Origin of the sequence: Thalassospira sp. MCCC 1A03138, assembly GCF_002115785.1 — a bacterium.
In the GTDB taxonomy this organism is placed as follows: domain Bacteria; phylum Pseudomonadota; class Alphaproteobacteria; order Rhodospirillales; family Thalassospiraceae; genus Thalassospira.
This window is the reverse complement of record NZ_JFJY01000001.1, coordinates 684,441-703,083: the sequence shown is the minus strand read 5'-3', so window position 1 is coordinate 703,083 and position 18,643 is coordinate 684,441. Positions and strand designations below refer to the sequence as shown.

At 56.5% G+C, this 18,643-nt stretch carries 16 protein-coding genes; 2 read left to right on the top strand and 14 right to left on the bottom strand.

Features of this window, described 5'->3' with window-relative positions:
• Positions 1-47: 47 nt before the first annotated feature.
• The 6 genes from eutC to TH468_RS03230 form a co-directional block, all read right to left on the bottom strand.
• A complete protein-coding gene (eutC, locus tag TH468_RS03255) occupies positions 48-1,040 on the bottom strand; it encodes an ectoine utilization protein EutC (RefSeq protein ID WP_085642168.1) in 993 nt (330 codons plus the stop codon).
• A 5-nt stretch (positions 1,041-1,045) separates the two neighbouring features.
• Complete coding sequence (eutB, locus tag TH468_RS03250; RefSeq protein WP_085642167.1) at positions 1,046-2,035, bottom strand: hydroxyectoine utilization dehydratase EutB; 990 nt, start codon at positions 2,033-2,035, stop codon at positions 1,046-1,048.
• A 10-nt stretch (positions 2,036-2,045) separates the two neighbouring features.
• Positions 2,046-2,828, bottom strand: coding sequence for an Asp/Glu racemase (locus TH468_RS03245; RefSeq protein WP_085642166.1), 783 nt, complete (start codon positions 2,826-2,828; stop codon positions 2,046-2,048).
• 97 nt (positions 2,829-2,925) lie between these two features.
• A complete protein-coding gene (locus tag TH468_RS03240; RefSeq protein ID WP_085642165.1) occupies positions 2,926-4,209 on the bottom strand; it encodes a TRAP transporter large permease in 1,284 nt (427 codons plus the stop codon).
• A gap of 12 nt (positions 4,210-4,221) precedes the next feature.
• Complete coding sequence (locus tag TH468_RS03235; protein ID WP_246832198.1) at positions 4,222-4,806, bottom strand: TRAP transporter small permease; 585 nt, start codon at positions 4,804-4,806, stop codon at positions 4,222-4,224.
• Positions 4,807-4,959: 153 nt separating this feature from the next.
• Positions 4,960-6,357, bottom strand: a complete 1,398-nt coding sequence (locus TH468_RS03230; protein ID WP_085642163.1) for a PLP-dependent aminotransferase family protein — start codon at positions 6,355-6,357, stop codon at positions 4,960-4,962.
• Between the two features lie 239 nt (positions 6,358-6,596).
• Here TH468_RS03230 and dctP point away from each other — a divergent pair, with 239 nt between their 5' ends.
• Entirely contained in the window at positions 6,597-7,616 is a 1,020-nt protein-coding gene (gene dctP, locus TH468_RS03225; protein WP_085642162.1) for a TRAP transporter substrate-binding protein DctP, read from the top strand.
• 111 nt (positions 7,617-7,727) lie between these two features.
• Here the strand turns inward: dctP and TH468_RS03220 are convergent, their stop codons facing one another.
• Positions 7,728-8,099, bottom strand: coding sequence for a hypothetical protein (locus tag TH468_RS03220; protein ID WP_085642161.1), 372 nt, complete (start codon positions 8,097-8,099; stop codon positions 7,728-7,730).
• Positions 8,100-8,352: 253 nt separating this feature from the next.
• On the opposite strand from TH468_RS03220, the gene TH468_RS03215 reads away from it, so the two are divergent.
• Positions 8,353-8,964: a TetR/AcrR family transcriptional regulator gene (locus tag TH468_RS03215; RefSeq protein ID WP_085642160.1), complete on the top strand. Its 612-nt coding sequence runs from the start codon at positions 8,353-8,355 to the stop codon at positions 8,962-8,964.
• Positions 8,965-9,096: 132 nt separating this feature from the next.
• On the opposite strand, the gene TH468_RS03210 is transcribed toward TH468_RS03215, so the two are convergent.
• From TH468_RS03210 to TH468_RS03180, 7 genes are all read right to left on the bottom strand, one after another.
• On the bottom strand, positions 9,097-10,497 hold the full coding sequence (locus tag TH468_RS03210; protein ID WP_085642159.1) for an aspartate aminotransferase family protein: 1,401 nt from the start codon (positions 10,495-10,497) through the stop codon (positions 9,097-9,099).
• Between the two features lie 39 nt (positions 10,498-10,536).
• Positions 10,537-12,024 (bottom strand): NAD-dependent succinate-semialdehyde dehydrogenase, encoded by a 1,488-nt coding sequence (locus TH468_RS03205; RefSeq protein WP_085642158.1) that lies wholly within the window; start codon positions 12,022-12,024, stop codon positions 10,537-10,539.
• 178 nt (positions 12,025-12,202) lie between these two features.
• On the bottom strand, positions 12,203-12,451 hold the full coding sequence (locus TH468_RS03200) for a hypothetical protein (RefSeq protein WP_007088936.1): 249 nt from the start codon (positions 12,449-12,451) through the stop codon (positions 12,203-12,205).
• Positions 12,452-12,477: 26 nt separating this feature from the next.
• Complete coding sequence (locus TH468_RS03195) at positions 12,478-15,672, bottom strand: ABC transporter transmembrane domain-containing protein (protein WP_085642157.1); 3,195 nt, start codon at positions 15,670-15,672, stop codon at positions 12,478-12,480.
• Positions 15,673-15,758: 86 nt separating this feature from the next.
• Positions 15,759-16,538 carry an MBL fold metallo-hydrolase gene (locus tag TH468_RS03190; protein WP_085642156.1) on the bottom strand — a complete coding sequence of 260 codons (780 nt, stop codon included), beginning with the start codon at positions 16,536-16,538 and terminating at the stop codon, positions 15,759-15,761.
• A 133-nt stretch (positions 16,539-16,671) separates the two neighbouring features.
• Positions 16,672-17,487, bottom strand: a complete 816-nt coding sequence (locus TH468_RS03185; RefSeq protein WP_085642155.1) for an ion transporter — start codon at positions 17,485-17,487, stop codon at positions 16,672-16,674.
• Between the two features lie 130 nt (positions 17,488-17,617).
• Entirely contained in the window at positions 17,618-18,574 is a 957-nt protein-coding gene (locus TH468_RS03180) for an acetyl-CoA carboxylase carboxyltransferase subunit alpha (protein WP_007088932.1), read from the bottom strand.
• Positions 18,575-18,643 lie beyond the last annotated feature (69 nt).

Sequence of the window (18,643 nt, the reverse complement as noted above, 5' to 3'; positions counted from 1 at the left end):
AAAAAAGGCGGGGTTTCAGTTTTTCCTGACCCTGTTTCCCTTTGTTATTACGACGTGATCTCGGTCCCGGCCTTGGCTGCATCGCAGCGGGCACGGGCGAGAGTGGCGATTGCGGTGTCTTGGACACCCGTACCGGTCAGATCGGCAACCGTGATCGCATCATCGGACCTACGTCCAGATGCCGATCCGGCGATAACCTGCCCCAGTTCTGAAAATGTGTGGTCGGCCTTGATGATCTGGGCATCAATGGCGTGATGCAGTTCGCCCAGAATCCGGCATTGCGAGAGGCTGTCGCACACATAAAGGTCTGCCCGGCCGATCAATGCCGGGTCGATTTCGTTTTTATGTTCCGCATCCGACCCCATCGCGGTGACATGGGTGCCGGGTTTGACCCAGTCCGACAAAAGGACCGGTTCACGTGCGGGGGTGGTGGTGACAATAATGTCGGCATCCTGTGCCGCGGCCCGGCCATCGGGCGTTGCGGTTACGGAAAGGCCAAGCTCGCTGGCGCAGGCGGCGGCACAGAGTTCGGCCTTGGCCATGTCGCGTGCCCAGATGGTGGCCGATGTGATGCCGCGTACCAGTTTAAGCGTCTTGAGCTGCAGTTTCGCCTGCACCCCGGCCCCGAAGATCGCGGCATGTTTTGCATCCTTGCGTGCCAAATGTTTGGCGGCGACACCCCCGGCGGCGGCGGTGCGCACATCGGTCAGATAACCGTTATCGAGCATCACGGCTTCGAGCAGGCCGGTTTTGGCCGAAAAAAGGTTCATCAATCCGTTGACCGACGGCAGGCCGAGTTTCGGATTGTCAAAGAAACCGGGGCTGATCTTGATTGCGAAACTGTCGAGCCCCGGCACATAGGCGGTTTTGACATCGACCTCGCCATTGTGGTCGTCGATATCAAGCCGAAGGATCGGCGGCATCCGCACATCCTTGGTCGCCAGGGCCAGAAAGGCGTTTTCGATACAGGCGATTGCATCGGTATCAAGGGTGATCACGTTGCGAAGGTCGGTTTCGGTCAGAATTCTGATGTTGGGCATATCGATTACTCCGCCATCAGGTCGACGTCTTCGCCGCCGACAATACGTTTATGCAAATCCATATCGATATTGCAGCCGGTCGACAGAACGACCGTGGTGCCGGGATTATCGATCAGCCCGGCGCGAAGGGCCGCGATGCCAACGGCAGCCGCCCCTTCGATCACCTGCTGGTCATCGTGATAGGCGGCCCGGATGCCGTCGGCGATCTGGGCTTCGTTCACCAGAACAAAGTCATCGGTCAGATCGGCACACATATCGAAGGTGTACTGGTTGTTTTGCCCGATGCCGCCGCCAAGGCTGTCGGCCAGTGTCGGCAGTTCCCGAACCGCGGTCGGTTTGCCTTCCTGCAGGCTTGTGATCATGGCACAGCCGCGTTCCATCGAAATGCCGACAACCCGGATCGCCGGATTGATTGACTTTGCGGCCAGTGCCACACCCGCCAGAAGCCCGCCGCCGGATAACGGCACCAGAAGCGTGTTCGTTTCCGGAAGCTGTTCCAGAACTTCAAGGCCAAGGGTTCCCTGCCCGGCGATGATGTCGGCATGGTCAAAGGGGGGCAGCATGGTCATGCCCTTTTCCGCAACCAGACGGTCTACTTCCTTTTGGGCTTCGTCCTGCGAGGTGCCGGAAATGCAAATTTCGGCACCCTGGGCGCGGATGCCTTCGACCTTGTTTTTCGGGACCAGTTCGGACATGCAGATGACGGCGCGCACCCCGGCATTGCGCGCCGCATTGGCAAGGGCGCGGCCATAATTGCCGGTCGATACGCCGACAACGCCCTTTTCCTTCTGTTCGGGCGACAGTTTCAGAACGGCGTTTGCCGCCCCGCGCAGTTTGAAGCTGCCGGTATATTGCTGGTGTTCGCATTTCAGCCACACGGGCGATCCGATCCGCTCATACAGGCTGGCAGACGGGCGCAGTGGTGTATGGATCACATGGCCCGCGATGGTCTTGCTGGCAGAAAGGACATCACCAAGTGTGATGGGTTCCTTCATGGCGACCTCGTTACGATTTGTGTGGGGCGTGGTCAAACAGGGTTCCGAACCCCGTGACCGGTTTGTCGTATTTCATCAGATGCAGCGCATGCCAGATCATGGCCTGATTGCTGGTGATCACGGGCTTGCCCAGAAGCTTTTCCGCACGTTCGGCAATCTCGGCCGAGCGGATGGCCGTGCAGGAAATGAACACGGCATCGGCGTCTGGGCTGTTGGCCTGTAATGCCGCAGCCAACAGGGCATCGGGCGGGATTGCGGTCATATCAATGTCGTTTTCAAGCCCGAAACCCAGCAGCCGGGTCACATCGAAACCGCGCGCGATCAGTTGTTCGGCAACGGATCGGGTGACATCCAGAACATAGGGGGCGACCACGGCGATTTTTTGCGCACCGATTGTTCGCAATGCGACATCTGTTGCCAGCAACGGATTGGTCACCACCGTGCCCGGCATTCCCTTGTTGATCAGGGCTTCGATCCGGTCCGATCCATTGACCGCCGTGCCCGACGTGCAGCCGAAAATGGCAACATCCACCCCATAGCCCGGCAACAGTGTGCGTGCGGCACGTGGCAGATCGTCGGCCATGCTGCGCAGGGTGTCGACGGTGATGGGATTGGCATTTTCAATGCGGGTGGTGAACAGCCCGACATCGTGGGGGATGATGCGGCGCAGGTCATCCTCGCTGTTGAAATCGGTGGCGAGCGTAATCAGCCCGATCCGCCCGGCCGGGGCAACCGGATCAGGCAAATAGGACAGGTCTACCGGCTCTGGCGTGACCGCGGGGGCAACGGACATCGTCCTGAACTCCTTGATGGGGCGGGGCAATGATTGCCCGCACCCCGGTTTGATCTTGTGGTTCGTCTTTTCCGGGACGATCCCGGATCCCTGCCGGTTAACGGAATGCCATGGTCGGCAGGAACAATGCGATCTGCGGAACAAAAACCAGAATCACGGCGGCCAGCAGAAGCATGAAGATAAAGGGCGGCGTGCCCCGGATGACCTCGTAATAAGGTCGCCTGAAGATCGCGATGGCGGTGAAAATATCGCAGCCAAATGGTGGCGTTGCCGACCCGATGGCGACCTGCAGGGTCACCAATGTACCGACCAGCACCGGATCAAGCCCGGCATCGCGCACCAGCGGCATGAAGATCGGTGTCAGAACCAGAATGACCACAATCGGATCAACGAACATGCAACCGATAAAGAACGCGATGCAGATTGCAGCCAGGATCAGATAGCTGTTCGCGCCTTCAAGGCCCAATGCACCGATCACGTGCTGTGGGATCTGGGCAAAGGAAATCACGAAGGAGAAAGTTGTACCCGCGCCGACAAGGATGAAGACCACGGCGGTGATCAGGCCGGTCGAACGGGCGATTTCCAGCATTTCCGACCATTTCACCGACTTGAAGATCAGAACCTCAAGGATGACGGCATAGACCACGGAAACGGCGGCGACTTCGGTCGGGCTGACCCAGCCGAGATAGATGCCGCCAACAATCAGAACCGGGAACATGATGGCCGGACCGGCATTGACGACCGCCTTGCCGCGTTCCGCCCAGCTCATGCGCGGGATGGTCGGGATGTTGTTCCTTTTCGCGTAGTACACGCAATAGGCCGAAAACATCAGCAGGATCAGAATGCCTGGGCCGATCCCGGCGAGGAACAGTTCGCCGATGGATACCTTGCCGACGACGCCAAACACGATCATGCCGATGGAGGGCGGGATCAGAAACGCGATGTCACTGGCATTGATGATCAGGGCCATGGCAAAGCTGTCTTTGTAGCCTGCCTTAAGCATTTTCGGGCGCAATGGTCCGCCCATCGCCACCACGGTTGCCTGTGTCGAACCCGACACCGCGCCAAACAGCGTACAACCAAGGGCAGTGGTAACCGCAAGGCCGCCGCGCACATGACCGACAAAGGTCATGGCAAGATCAATCAGCCGGTTGGCCGTATGCCCCTTTGTCACGATATCGGCGGCAAAGATGAACATCGGCACGGCAATCAGTGCCACCGGTGAAATCCCGGTCACCATTTGCTGGATCAGAATTTTGGGATCAATCGGCATGTAGAAGGTAAAGGCGACGACGCTGGCCATGGTCAGCGGCACCATCATCGGGAAACCCAGCACCAGAAGGACGAGCATCACAATGAGAATTGTGGTTCCAAGATCCATTTTTCCGTCCCCCTACAGATGATGGTCGTCAGCTTCGGAGAACGTATCTTCAACCCGGTACGACAGATGCGTTCCGGGTCTGACGATATTCGTTACCGCGGCAAGTACGAACTGGATCCCCGTGACGGTTAAGCCAAAGGGTACGATGAGGACGGTCAGATAGTAGGGAATGCGAAGGGCAGGCGTCAGGCGGTTGGACTGGATCAGCGATGAAACATAGCCGATAGAATACCATGCCAGAAGAAACAGAAGGGCCGCCGTGCCCAGCGTGATGATGATCATCATGATCTTGCTGGCCTGCGGACCCAGCATATCGGTAAAGGCCGACATGCGGATATGGCGCCCCATGCGGGCGGCTTCGCTGATGCCGACGAATGTGACAAGAATGATCAGAAATTGATTGAGCTCTTCGGAAAAGAAGATGCTCGAACTGAAACCCAGCCGCATGATCACATTGGCGACCGTATTCACGGCCATGACCACGATGCTCCACCCCAGTAACTGACGCTCGACAACGGATAAACCGTCATCAAGTCGTTTCAGCACCGATAGCACCCCGCCTTTCGGCGCGGGAGCCTCCCCGTTAGAATCTGACATACGACCTCCATGATGCGCGTGCGAGACATTCTTGCTGAACGTTGTGTGTGGTTATTGGTTCCCTCCCACACGTTTCCTGTTCGCTTCGCGCCAGACAGTCAGAATAAAAACGGTTTGTGACGGTTCAATCAGATTTTTGTCATGACACAAAAATCAATACATAACGTCGAAGGCATGGACACCCGGCATCTGTTCCATCGTATGACGGATCTGCATGAGGCCGTGATGCAGGGACGGGGTATCCACCGCCCCGCCGACACAAATCCGGATGGCATTCGGGCGGGGGATCTTGACGGTCATGAAGGGATCGGAAATCGTTACCGCAACCCCGTTTTTCCGCAGTTCCGAGGCAAACCATTCCTCCTGCCAGTGATGTGGGATACGCACCCAGGCACTGAGCGATGTGGGGTGATGGCGGACGACGGCATCACCCAGTATTTCCGCAACAAGGGCCTGTCTTTCACGCATCAGGGCGCGTTGGACCGTTACCGCCTGTTCGACGGTGCCATCGGCAATCCAGCGTGCGCCGATCTCGGCCATTAATGGGGTGCCCATCCATCCGGTGACTCGCAAAACGCTGCTGGCACGGATCGACAGGTGCTGTGGTACGACCAGAAAACCGGTGCGAAGTCCCGGCATGACGATCTTGGTCAGGCTGGAAACGTGGAAGCCCAGACGCGGAAGGAAGCTTGTGATTGGTGGCAGGTTTTGTTCAAGAAGAGGGCGATAGACGTCGTCTTCGATGACATAAACACCGTAATGCTCGGCGATCTCGGCGATTCGTTTGCGCCGTTCAAGCCCCATCAGGCAGTTGGTAGGGTTGGTATAGATCGGCGTGACGACAAGGGCGCGGATGTGGCGCGCACGGCATTCGCGTTCGAACGCGTCGGGCAGAATGCCCTCGTCATCAGTGGGCAATGCTCCCAGCTTGAAGCGCAGGATGCTGGCGGTGCCGATAACCCCATGATCGGTCAGGCTTTCGGTCAGCACGACATCATCGGGCTGAACCACGGTGGCAAGGGCGGTAAAGACCCCCTGTGCCGCGCCATTGGTGATCAGGATATTGGGAAGCTCGGCTGAAATTCCCATCGATGCCAGCCATTTGCTGCCGATTTCGCGGTGGTATTCGAACCCTGCGACCGGGCGGCAGCTTTCCATCCAGTTATGGTGGGTTTCCTCGGCCAGTCTGCTGTGTATCTGGCGCGACAGATCATTGTGGAAATCGGTATAGGCGGTGCGCACAATCGACAGGTCGATCAGGTCGGGCTGGCGGTTATCCAGAATGAAGGTCGATGCGCGATCGGTCAGGCGTGCCTGGACGAATGTGCCGCGCCGTCGTTCGGACCTGAGATAACCCTGCCGTTCTACTTCCTTATAGGCCGCACTGACGGTTTGCACGCTGACATGCAGCCGATAGGCCAGTTCACGATGGGTCGGCATGCGGACATCATGGCGAAGGCGTCCGGCCTCGATATCGGTGATGATCGCTTCGACGAGGGCCTTGTATTTCGGTCCCGTATCGCCGCTCAGGTCAATATTTGGCAGCCACATCCTGTTGATTTCCAGCCTTTTCTACCCTTGTGCCCCCTTGGGGGGTTTTCCCAACCCTAACATGACCTGAGGGTTAATGTGTAGACGTCAATGTTATTTTGTCATGATACAAAACTAACATTGACCTGATGCAGGAACATTTCAACACTTTGCGCGTTCATAACATTGATGTGCCAACTAATCGCCGCCGATAAAGGGTTAAATCCCGGTCGTCGCGGCACAATAAGGGAGACTTCGATATGAGTTTGAACAAGCTCTTCAAGGCGACCTTGTCTGCCGCCGCAATCTTTGCGGTTGCCGGGACAGCCGCCCAAGCCGAAGAATGGAAATTTGCGCATGAGGAAAGCCCGGGCGATGTGCAGGACCTGTATGCACAGGAATTCAAGCGCCTGGTCGAGGAAAAAACCAACGGTGATGTGACGGTTACCGTCTACACCTATGGCCAGTTGGGCACGGAAAACGACATTACCGAACTGACGACGGCGGGGGCTGTCCAGTTCTCGAACGCGTCGCCGGGCCATCTGGGCACCTTCGTTCCGGAAATTCAGGTTTTCGGCGTTCCCTACCTGCTGTCGCAGGATAACGAGGTGAACAAGGAAGTCCTGTCGGGCAGCCCGACGATCTATGACGGCCTGTCGAAGGATTTTGAGTCCAAGGGTCTTAAGCTTTATACCATGTATCCCGAAGGCGAGATGGTCTGGACCACCAAGAAAAAGGTGACCCAGCCGTCCGAATTTGATGGGGTGAAATTCCGTGTCATGACGTCGCCGATCCTGATCGAAAGCTATGAGTCCTTCGGTGCTGATCCGGTGGCATTGCCGTGGGGTGAAGTTTATTCCGGCCTCCAGACCAGCGTGATCGATGCACAGGTCAACCCGATCTTCTTCATCGAAAGTGCGAAATTCTATGAAGTGACCGACTATCTGATTTATGCCGGTCAGCAGCAATACACCACCACCGTGGTGTCGAATGCCGCCTTCTATGACGGCCTGTCTGACGAGCGCAAGGAAATGCTAAAGGAAGTCAAAGCCGAACTGGATGACTTCATCTACGAAGCCCAGGAAAAGGCAAATGCCGAGGCACTTGATCGCATCAAGAAAGCCAAGCCGGGCATCGAAGTCATCAAGCTTGATGACGAACAGCGTGCCGCATTTAAAAAGGCATCGGCTGGAATCGGTGACAGCCTTGTCAGCGAAGTCGGTGGCGACACCGAAGAGGTGCTGAATGCGCTTCGCAAGGAATTCGGCACCGAGATGTAATTATCTCTGACTGCAATTCCCCGTTCGCGGGATGATATCGGAAACCCCTGCAATGTTGGCCGCAGGGGTTTCTTTTTGTCTGCTTTTGGTGAGGGTGCCTGTCACAGGCCGCTATTGATCCGAAGCGGGCGCTGGAAGGTGATGGCGGCAAATAGCGCGCCCGCCCGCCAGTGTCAGAAGCGACCCGATGATGGCGATGGCTTCGGTGCCACCCTGATGGGCGATGGCAATACCGATGCCCATAACGACCGATCCGACAATTGCGCAGCCAGCCTGAATGCTGGCGATTCTAGAGCGTGTCAGCCCGATCAGACGGTAATAGGTGCCATAAAGCGCCAGACTGACCCAGCCCAGAAGATTGAGATGGGCGTGGGCGGCAAGATTGCTGTGATCGCCGCTTCCGGCCATCTGCATGCCCCAAACCATACCTGCAAGCCCCAGACAGGCGGAAACTGTCCAGCAAATGCGTGGCAAATTATTCATCGCGGTTTCCCCGACATATGTTGAGAATGATCCCTCAAAACGAAACTGTACGGTACAGTTTCGTTTTTGACAAATGAAAAATGTGGTCTGATCGCGTTCAAGGATTTACAAAACGGATTGCCATGAAACGGAACCGTACAGTTCTGTTTGGCGGTTCGACGTGCTTGGGGGAACTTCCGGTCCGGAATGAGCCCGCCCGCTTGATGCCTGTGACGATGCCGATGACGAAACCAGCAACAAGGAGCCCGGTTATATGTCTGCCGAAAGCCTGACCCCAAAACAGCAGGAACGCCGTACCCGGATCCTTGAGGCGGCCGCAACAGAACTGCTTGATATGCGTGATGACAGCACGGCGGTGGATCGGATAGCGACGCGTGCCGGGACGTCAAAGGCGACCATCTATCGGTACTTCGGGGACAAGATCGGGCTTGAACGTGCAATGGTCGCGTGGCTGTGCGAACGTGCCCGCGATCCTTTGGAGGGGGTCACCGTCTGGCCATACAATCCGCGTGCGACCCTGATCGCCATAGCTACGGCCTTTGCGGATGGCATTTTACGTGCCCCGGTGATGGATCTGCATCGTTATGTTGTTGCGCGCACCCCGACCCACCCGGAGCTGGGGGAAATCTTCTGGAATGCCGGGCCGGAGGCAACCTATGAAAAAGCGGCCAGGCTGATGACGCAAATCCATTTGCCGTCAAATCTGCGCGCGATTGCCCCGCGCCAGTTTGCCGAACTGTTCATCAACATGCTGACCGGCAGCATTCAGCTTGGCTATTTCTGCAAAGGCCCGGTTGTGCTTGAACAGGATGACATGGCCAAACGGATCGAGGACGCGGTAAACGCGGTCGGTTTTCCGCCGTGATTTAAGCATTCAAATCGGTGCCAGCGTATAGCTGAGCGCAAAAAACAGAGGCCGGCATGGGTCCGGCCTCTGAAAGCATCCGGTCGGGAGAATGCACCAACCGGATGGGAGCGTCCTTTGTCGGTATGCCGGTTACTTGCCGCTTGCGACCTCGTTAGCAACGGCATCGACGGCCTGTTTGGCGATGTCGATGACCTTATCGATTTCGGCCTTGGTGATGCAAAGCGGTGGGGCGAAGCCCAGGATATCACCATGCGGCATGGCGCGCGCAATCATGCCGCGTTCAAGGCAGGCGGCCGAAACGCGCGGGCCGATTTTCGCATTCGGATCGAACCGTTCCTTTTTGGTTTTATCAGCGATAAATTCCAGTGCCGCCATCAGGCCAACACCGCGCGCCTCGCCAACCAGCGGATGTTCGTTAAAGGTTTCGCGCAGGCGTTTCTGGAAATAGCCCCCGGTATCGGCCGCATTGCCGGTCAGGTTTTCACCATCGACAATATCAAGGTTGGCATTGGCGGCAGCCGCACAGACCGGATGGGCGGAATAGGTCCAGCCATGACCGATCGGCCCCATCTGATCCGACCCCTGTTCCAGAACCTTCCAGACGCGTTCGCCAATGATAACCCCCGAAAGCGGCAGGTAGCCAGATGTAACACCCTTGGCAATCGTGATCAGATCGGGCTTCATGCCGTAATGGTGCGAGCCGAAATAGGACCCGGTACGGCCAAAGGCGGTGACAACCTCGTCGGCGACCAGAAGAATATCATATTTGTTCAGCACCTTCTGGATCGCGTCCCAGTATCCTTCGGGCGGGGTGATGATGCCGCCCGTACCCATGACCGGTTCGCCTATGAAGGCGGCAACGGTTTCCGGGCCTTCGCGCAGGATCAGTTTTTCGAGATCATCGGCACAGCGTTTGGCAAATTCGGCCTCTGTCTCGCCCGCGTCGGCATTCCAGTAGTGATGCGGGCAGGTGGTGTGCAGGATTGGCGCGCGTGGCAGATCGAACGCGTTGTGGAAGGCTGCCAGACCCGTAAGGCTGCCGGTCATGATGCCCGAACCGTGGTAACCGCGCCAGCGCGAGATGATTTTCTTCTTCTGCGGCAGGCCGCGGATATTGTTGTAATACCAGATCAGTTTGATGTTGGTTTCGTTCGCATCCGACCCCGACATGCCGTAATAGACGCGCTGCATGCCTTCTGGTGCCGATTTGACGATACGATCCGACAGGCGGATGACCGGCTCGTTCCCATGCCCGACATAGGTATGGTAATAGGCCAGTTCCTTGGCCTGGGCGTAAATCGCATCGGCGATTTCGGTGCGGCCATAACCGACATTCACACAGTAAAGACCGGCAAAGGCATCAAGCGATTCCTTGCCTTCGGTATCATGGATGTAAATCCCCTTGCCGCCATTGATGATGCGGTTGGGGGTTTCGCCCGCCGCGTGCTGGCGCATATGGGTCGAGGGATGCATGAAATGGGCGCGATCCATTTCCTGCAGATCGGCGGTGGTGTTTTTGATGACATTCATTTTGCTTCTCCCATGTGAATGCGGTGGCTGCTGCGCATGTTACTGTTTGAACGCGGCGCAGACATATTTGAGTTCTGTGAATTCTTCGAGGCCGTGGCGCGACCCTTCGCGGCCAAGGCCGGATTGCTTGACCCCGCCAAACGGGACCGGTGCGCCGGTGATTTTCACGCAGTTCAGTGCGACCATGCCGTATTCAAGTGCATTCGAAACACGCGCGGCGCGATCATGATCCCTGGTATAGACATAGGCTGCCAGACCATATTCGCTATCATTGGCGCGGCTGATGACTTCTTCTTCGGTATCGAACGGGATCACAGGGGCAACCGGGCCAAAGGTTTCCTCGTGATAGATTTTCATATCTTCGGTCACATCGGCCAGAAGGGTCGGGGCATAGAACAGCCCGCCCATCTTTTTGCCGCCGGTCAGAACACGGGCACCCTTGGCGCGGGCATCTGCAACATGTTCATCGCATTTGGCAACTGCACGATCATGCATGAGCGGACCGATTTCGGTGGTTTCATCAAGCCCGTTGCCAACGCGCAGTTCGCCGATTGCCTTGGCATATTTGTCAAGGAACGCATCATAGATATCACGATGGACAAAGATGCGGTTGGCGGCAAGGCAATCCTGCCCGCTGGTGGCGAATTTGGCCCCAACCGCGTGATTGACAGCCTCATCCAGATCGACATCGGGGAACAGGATAAACGGCGCATGTCCGCCCAGTTCCATCGACATCTTTTTAACGGTCTGCGCACCTTGCGACAGAAGCAGTCGGCCGACTTCGGTCGAGCCGGTGAAGGATAGCGCACGCACAACCGGGTTGCCGCAAAGTTCGCCGACAACCGGATTGGGATCGCCGGTCACGACGTTAAAGACACCGGCCGGGATACCGGCCCGTTCGGCCAGTTCGGCAAGGGCGGTGGCCGAAAACGGTGTTTCGGTCGCCGGGCGGACAATCATGGTGCAACCGGCTGCCAGTGCGGCCGCGGCCTTGCGCGTGATCATCGCACACGGGAAGTTCCACGGTGTTACTGCCGCGGTGACGCCAACCGGTTCGCGTTTGACACTCATATTCCGGCCCGGAAGATGAGACGAAATGTTTTCGACATTCACCCGTTTGGCTTCTTCGGCGAAAAATTCGATGAAGCTTGCGGCGTAGTCGATTTCGCCACGGGATTCCGAAATCGGTTTGCCCTGTTCAAGCGTCATTAGAAGTGCCAGGTCTTCCTTGTTTTCGATCAGAAGATCAAACCAGCGGCGCAGACGTGCGGCGCGATCCTGCGGCAGAAGGGCGGCCCATGTCGGAAAGGCCGCATGGGCCGCGGCAATCGCGTTACGGGTTTCGGCAATGCCCATATTGGGCACAGTTCCAAGAAACGCACCGTCGAACGGATTGGTGACTTCGATAACCTGGCGATTGTCGGCCGAGCACCAGCGCCCGTCGATATAAGCATGTTCGCGCAGAAGCCGAAGATCGGACAGCTGGCTTAACGACACGCAGCGCTGTTCTTTGAGTTGTGCCGTCATGAAAACCTCCTTGAAACAAGGCCGCGCCTATGGCGTCAGCCCCTGTTTGTTGAACTGCCAGCAGGCTATCAACAAGCTGGCAGAGGAGGTCTCCGAACTCGATGTGATTTGATGCGGTTTTTTTGGCAAGCCGTGCTCGAAAGCAGACGTTTTTTCTGCTGGCCTGCCGTGCTGGGGGTTAATCGTCGGCGTTATCTTTGAGAAAAGCCCGCATTTCGCGGCGTTCGCGCCGTTTCTCGATGACGGTGCGGATGATGATCACGGCAAAGAACAGCACAACGATGCTGGTGGACATCGGAAAGGCGACCGGGATGCCGATGATAAAGACAATGGCACCCAAAAGCCCGCCGCCGATCATTGCCGCCATTCCGCCAAGCAAGGCGATGGCGAAAACAGCGGCGATGATGATGGAGGCAAGCTTGTTCATAACAGGTCCGGTCGAGTGTAATTCACTCAGCCACTGCGGCTGGTAAGCTGTTTGGTGGTGACATCAACACGGTGTGCCAGAACACGGATCAGCTGAACGGCAACCGCCTGGTCCTGTCGGACAAGGCCAAGGAACTCGTTTTTATCGAGTTTCAGGACCGTCATTTCTTCGACCGCGCGAATGGTTGCGGAACGCGGCGCATCGACCAGAAGGGCGATTTCACCAATGACTTCCTTGGGTTCGACATCGCGAAGCTTAATCGTCTGGGCTTCGTCGGTCGTCAGCCAGATTTCACCGCGCCCGGAAATCACGATAAAGGCCGCATCCCCCGGGTCGCCCTGTTTGACCAGAACCTCGCCGCGTTTGAAGGTCAGACGCGGGCTGGTAAAGGCAAGCAGCTTGATCACGCTGGGGTCAAGGCCGGCAAACAGCGGAATGGTCCGAAGCAGCCGGACTTCCTGTTCGATGCTGCCATCATTTGTATCAGATGGGGTTTCGGCGACTTCGTCTTCGGCCTGTTCGGCGGTGGCACCGTCGATTGCATGGCTTTGGCGTTTAACGATTTTGCCGTTCGCCATATGCAGATAGGTTCCGAAACGCTGGCTGTCGGTTTCATCACCGTCAACCCAGATCACACTGCGATGTTCGGATTGCCCGGTCAGCCAGTCAATGACCTGTTCGCGTGTTTCACGGTCCAATGCCGAAAGGGCTTCGTCCACAACCATCAGATCGGGATTCTTGATCAGGGCACGGACCAGAGCGATTTTCTGACGCAGGCTTTGTGAAACGCGGCTGCCGCCGACACCAACCTGACTATCAAGGCCAAGTGTGACAAGCGCCTCGTAAAGGCCGCCCTCATGGGCGATTTCAAACAGCACTTCGCCAACACGTTCTTCGGAATTTGCACGGCCATAGGCAAAACGACCGAACAGAAGGTTGTCGATGACCGGGGCCGCAGCGGCATATTCATCGACCTTGAAGAAGTCGATCATATCCGCCAGATCGTCGGGCAGTTTACCATAGAATTTCGGCCGGGCTTTCAGGACCAGTTGGCGGAATTCATCATCGATGACGCGCAAACGATGGCGTGCCGGGGTCAGGTTCATGGCGACGTCCAGGAGGCGTAACTTATCCTCGGCGCGCATATCCTTGATCGCGACCCCGTCGGTCCGTTTCAGCATGTTTTTGACCTCGGGCAGTTCGTCGGCCGAGATAAAGCTGTAACGGTCAAAGAATTCGTGTCCGGGCGGCAGGCCGGTAAACAGTTCGACCATCAGATCAAGCGTGTCGCGGCCCATGCTGATCATGACGTCGTAAAGCCCGGTTTCGCGCAGGGCTTCCTGCATATAGGGATGCGACAGAAATGCCGTGCGTTCGAAATCGGACCGTGCCGGGGCACCAAACAGAATGTTGACGCCGACCGGTGCGTTGTCGTTGTAAAGATCAATGTCATAGGGTTCGACCAGATCGGACAGGCCACGTTCGGCAAGGATTTCCTTGAGTTTCGGGCGGGCCGTCAGAACGGCTTCGACCAGATCCGGGCGTTCTTTCGGATCAATGCGGCGTTGCAGGCCGATGCGGTAAATGTCGCGATCAAGCTGCACGACTTCAAGCAGGCGCATCAGTTCGGCCTTCAATTCATCAATTGAATTGAAGCCCGGACCGATATAGTCGATCCATTCTGCTGCCGGGTCATAAGGGATATTCCCGGACCGCTTGATTTCGTCGTACATCTCGTCGGTCAGACGCCATGGCAGATCGGTCGGATCGGTCAGTTCGATATGGTCGACAAATTTCGGCAGCGGCAGTTTCAGGTTTTCATCATCGCCGTCACCGTCACCGTCTTTTTCATCGCCGGTTTTGATAGCAAGGATCGGACGGTGTTTCAGGCCATAAAACAGGTTGTCGGCGATGGTGCCGTTAAACAGATAGGCGTCATTGCCGATATAGGCCAGACGTTGCCCGAATGTGGATGCCGGAAGGTCTTCAGCATTGCGGTCGCTGAACTGGATGCGGCCACCGGTCGGGGTCAGTAACCGCGCGATCAGGCGGGCCAGTTGCGATTTTCCGCTGTCAGCCGAGCCGGTCAGAAGGGCCGAGCCCGGCAAAGACATGTTGAACGACACATTTTCAACAACCCGGGTGCCGTCATCATCGACCCATGACAGGGCCGCGACATCGAGCGGTCCGGGCAGGCGTTCGGATTTCGGCGCGATCAGTTCGTGTTCACGGCCAAGATCAGGCAGTTCGAACTGTTCGTGAAGCTGTTCGTATTTAATACGGGCATCGGCAAGGCGCTGGTAATAGGCCAGAAGCTCTTTCCAGGGGGCCGACATATCCTTGTAGGCGGCAAGGGCCGCGACCAGCGCACCGAAGCTGAGATCCCCCATGATCACCAGATAGCCACCAATCGAATAGAAGAAGAACGGCGTGATCTGGGCGATGAAGTTGTTCAGGAACTTGATAAAGAATTTGCGGAAATAGATTTCCTTGCGGATTTCAAAAATCCGGCCCATCCGCTGGGTGAAATGGGTCAGCTCGAAACCTTGCGTTTCGTGGGCGCGGATATCGGTCGCACCGGCAACGACTTCGCCGATATGTTCAGACATCCGGCGCACGTTCTGCACGCGCTGTTTGCCAAGCTGGTTCACGCGGCGTTGCAGTTTCGGGATCAGGTAGCCTTGCAGTGGATAAAACGAAATCGCGGCCAGCCCCATCAACGGGTCCTGAATAAAGATAAAGGCCGTGATCGTGACCAGAATACCGCCCTGATACAGCGGCAGCGAAAACGCTTCGCCAAAGAAACCGCCAAGCGGTTCTGCTTCGGCGGTGATCATGGAAACGATTTCGCCCTGGCTGGTTTTACGGAAATGCGGCAGCGGAAAACGCAGAACCCGCTCAAACAGGGTATAGCGCAACCGGCGCAAAAGCCGTTCGGACATCACGCCGACATAGACGTTGATGAAATATTTGAACCCGCCATTGATGAAGACCAGTGCGAGAAAGATACCAGACAGGGTGAACAGATATTCGATCTGGTTCAGTTCGATGCCAAGAACATCATAAGGTTCGCCAGCGCCGCCGATTGCCTGGTTGACGATCAGCTTTGGCAGGTCCAGCGAGTAATACAGAAATGGAAAGGAGATCACCGTGACCAAGGTCAGGATGATTTGCTGTATGCTGCTGTGGCGCCAGATATAGGCAAAAACCGACTTTGGCATTCACGGGTCCCGTATTCTTGTCGGAACGGATTTTTGCCCGTTCCTATTGCTCGTTTTGACGCAGAATGTACCCGGCCTTTAAGGCGTTAGCCAAGTTCGAAACTTTGACCCGGTTCAACAAAGCCGCAAAAGCCGTCGGAAACCGCATCGGGCTTTGGATAGGCCTGATAGTGATAGAGCCACATTTTGGCTTTGATATCGTCGGGAAGAGTCACAAGCTGTTCGTAATGGGCATGAACGCCTGAATGGCGGGGACCAAGTTCGCAGTCCTGAAAAATGATATCTGCTTTCTGGTACAGCGGCATATGGGCATCAGGATTGAAAATCGCATCTGTCGTCAGGAAGAAGCTTTGTTTTTTTCCATGCCCGAACAGCGCGTAGGAAAGCATCGTCCCCTGGGACGTCACGATATGTTCAACCGGGATGACATCAAAATGCACGCCTTGCCAGTCAAACCCCTTGGCCGGGCTGAGTTCATTGACCTTGAAATAGGATGACAGGCTGTTATTGCCCTGATCGCTGATCTGAAGTCCGCCGCGCAGGCTGTGTTCCCAAAGCGGTTCAAGCAGGTCGTGAACGGCAAACAGTTTGGCCTGATGACCTTCGAAAATGAAATAATTGGCCAGTGCCATCCATTCCAGACCGCCAATATGATCCGAATGCAGATGACTGATATAAACAGCATCAAAGTCATTGGGCATATAGCCCAGATTGCGCAGCGAGTGCCGTGCATCTGAACCACAGTCAATCAACATGCGTGCCGGTTGGTCACTGCCGGGCTGAACTGCTTCCAGAACCATATTGCTCTGGAAATTGTCAGCCGCCATACAGAATGCCGAACCTGTCCCCGCAAACGTAAGCTTCATTCCCCGATCTCCCGACATTTTGTCGAAAGATTAGACGAGGTTTGGGGCAAAGAACCACCCCCTTTGATGGGGAAATGCTAATTTTCCGGATAAAAGCAGCGGGCTGACCCGCGGTTCAGCAAGGCATAGCGCGCTATTCGCCGGGTTGGCGAACCGTTTCAATGTCCTTTTTGCCGTCGGCCAGACGGGTGACTTCGGCACGCAATTCCCGCAATTCCCGCAGGATTTCGTGATGATCAAGGCCAAGTTCATTGCGAGTCTGCGTTTCTTCGACGTCGACATGGGTGGCCATGGCATCGACGACGATTGCAATGAACAGGTTCAGAACGGCAAAGGTGGTGACCAGGATGAAAGGCACGAAAAACAGCCACGCCAGCGGGTAGATTTCCATAACCGGGCGGACGATTCCCATCGACCAGCTTTCGAGCGTCATGATCTGGAACAGGGAATAAAGCGACGCGCCGATGGTGCCAAACCATTCGGGGAAGCCCGAGCCGAACAGCTTGGTCGCCATGACGGCAGACACATAAAACACCAGCAACAGCAGGGTCAGGACCGACACCATACCGGGAATGGCCTTCATCAGAGCTTCGACGACCTTGCGCATTGAGGGTACGGTCGAGATCAGGCGGAAGGCACGCAGGATTCGAAGGGCACGCAATACCGATACGCCCTGCCCCATCGGCAGCAGGGTGATGGCGACAATCGTAAAATCAAAGATGTTCCATGATCGCCGGAAAAAGCCCAGCCGATACACGGCCAGTTTCATCAGAAGTTCGATGACGAAAATCGCGACCGCGATCTGATCAAGCAGATGCAGGATCGATCCGGCGGCATTCATGACGGTTTGGGAAGTTTCAAGTCCGAGAATGATCGCGTTGATCGCAATGACCGCAGTGATGAAATTCTGGAACTTTGAAGATTCGACGATCCGGCGCAGCGTTTCCATTAAACCCTCCCGGTGGGTACCGGTTCAAAAGGCGCGGCAGCCGGGGTTTTCACCGACGGGCGGGACAGCGCCGGAAAGAAAACACGAACAGGGCGCAGATCAGACTTGCTGACGACTGCGCCCTGAGAAATCAGTTCAGACCGTGACGGCCCATATCAAGGAACTTGTCACGACGACGCGCCTTGAGCACACCGCCTTCGACATTGTCCATGGCTTCAAGTGCTTTGACGATTGCGGTGCCAACACGTTTGCAGGCATCGACCGGTGAACGTTGTGCACCACCCAGCGGTTCGGTAATGATTTCATCAATCACACCCAGCTGGTGAAGGTCCTGTGCGGTCAGGCGAAGGGCTTCGGCCGCCGTTTTGGCCTCGTCACCCGAACGCCACAGGATCGAGGCGCAGCCTTCCGGCGAGATCACGGAATAGATCGAGTTTTCAAGCATCATGACCGAGTTTGCGACCGCAAGTGCGATGGCGCCGCCCGATCCGCCTTCGCCGATAATGACCGAAATCAGCGGAACCTTGATATCAAGGCAGGCTTCGATTGACCGTGCGATGGCTTCGGACTGTCCGCGCGCCTCGGCGTCGGCACCCGGGAAGGCACCGGCGGTATCAACCAGTGTGATAACCGGAATGCCAAAACGTTCGGCCATGCGCATCAGGCGGATCGCCTTGCGATAGCCTTCTGGTTTGGCCATGCCGAAATTGTGTTTCACGCGGGATTCGGTATCGCGGCCCTTTTCATGACCGATCACCATGACGCTGCGCCCCTGCAGGCGGGCCAGACCACCAATGATGGCTTCGTCTTCGCCAAACAGGCGGTCACCGGCAAGCGGGGTGAAACCCTCGAACAGGTGGGCGACGTAATCGGTGAAATGCGGGCGATCAGGATGACGGGCAACCTGCGTTTTCTGCCATGCGGTCAGCTTGCCATAGGTGCTTTGCAGCAGCTTGGTCAGCTTGTCCTGCAGGCGTGCGACCTCGTCGGCGATGTTGACTTCATCATTGCCGGTCAGGTGGCGCAATTCTTCGATCTTGCCTTCGAGTTCGGCGATCGGCTTTTCAAAATCCAGAAAGTTATGCATCAGGGCATCATATCCGGCTGGGAAACAATGAGGCGGAACATAGTTGATCAACCCGTCACGTCAAGGGTT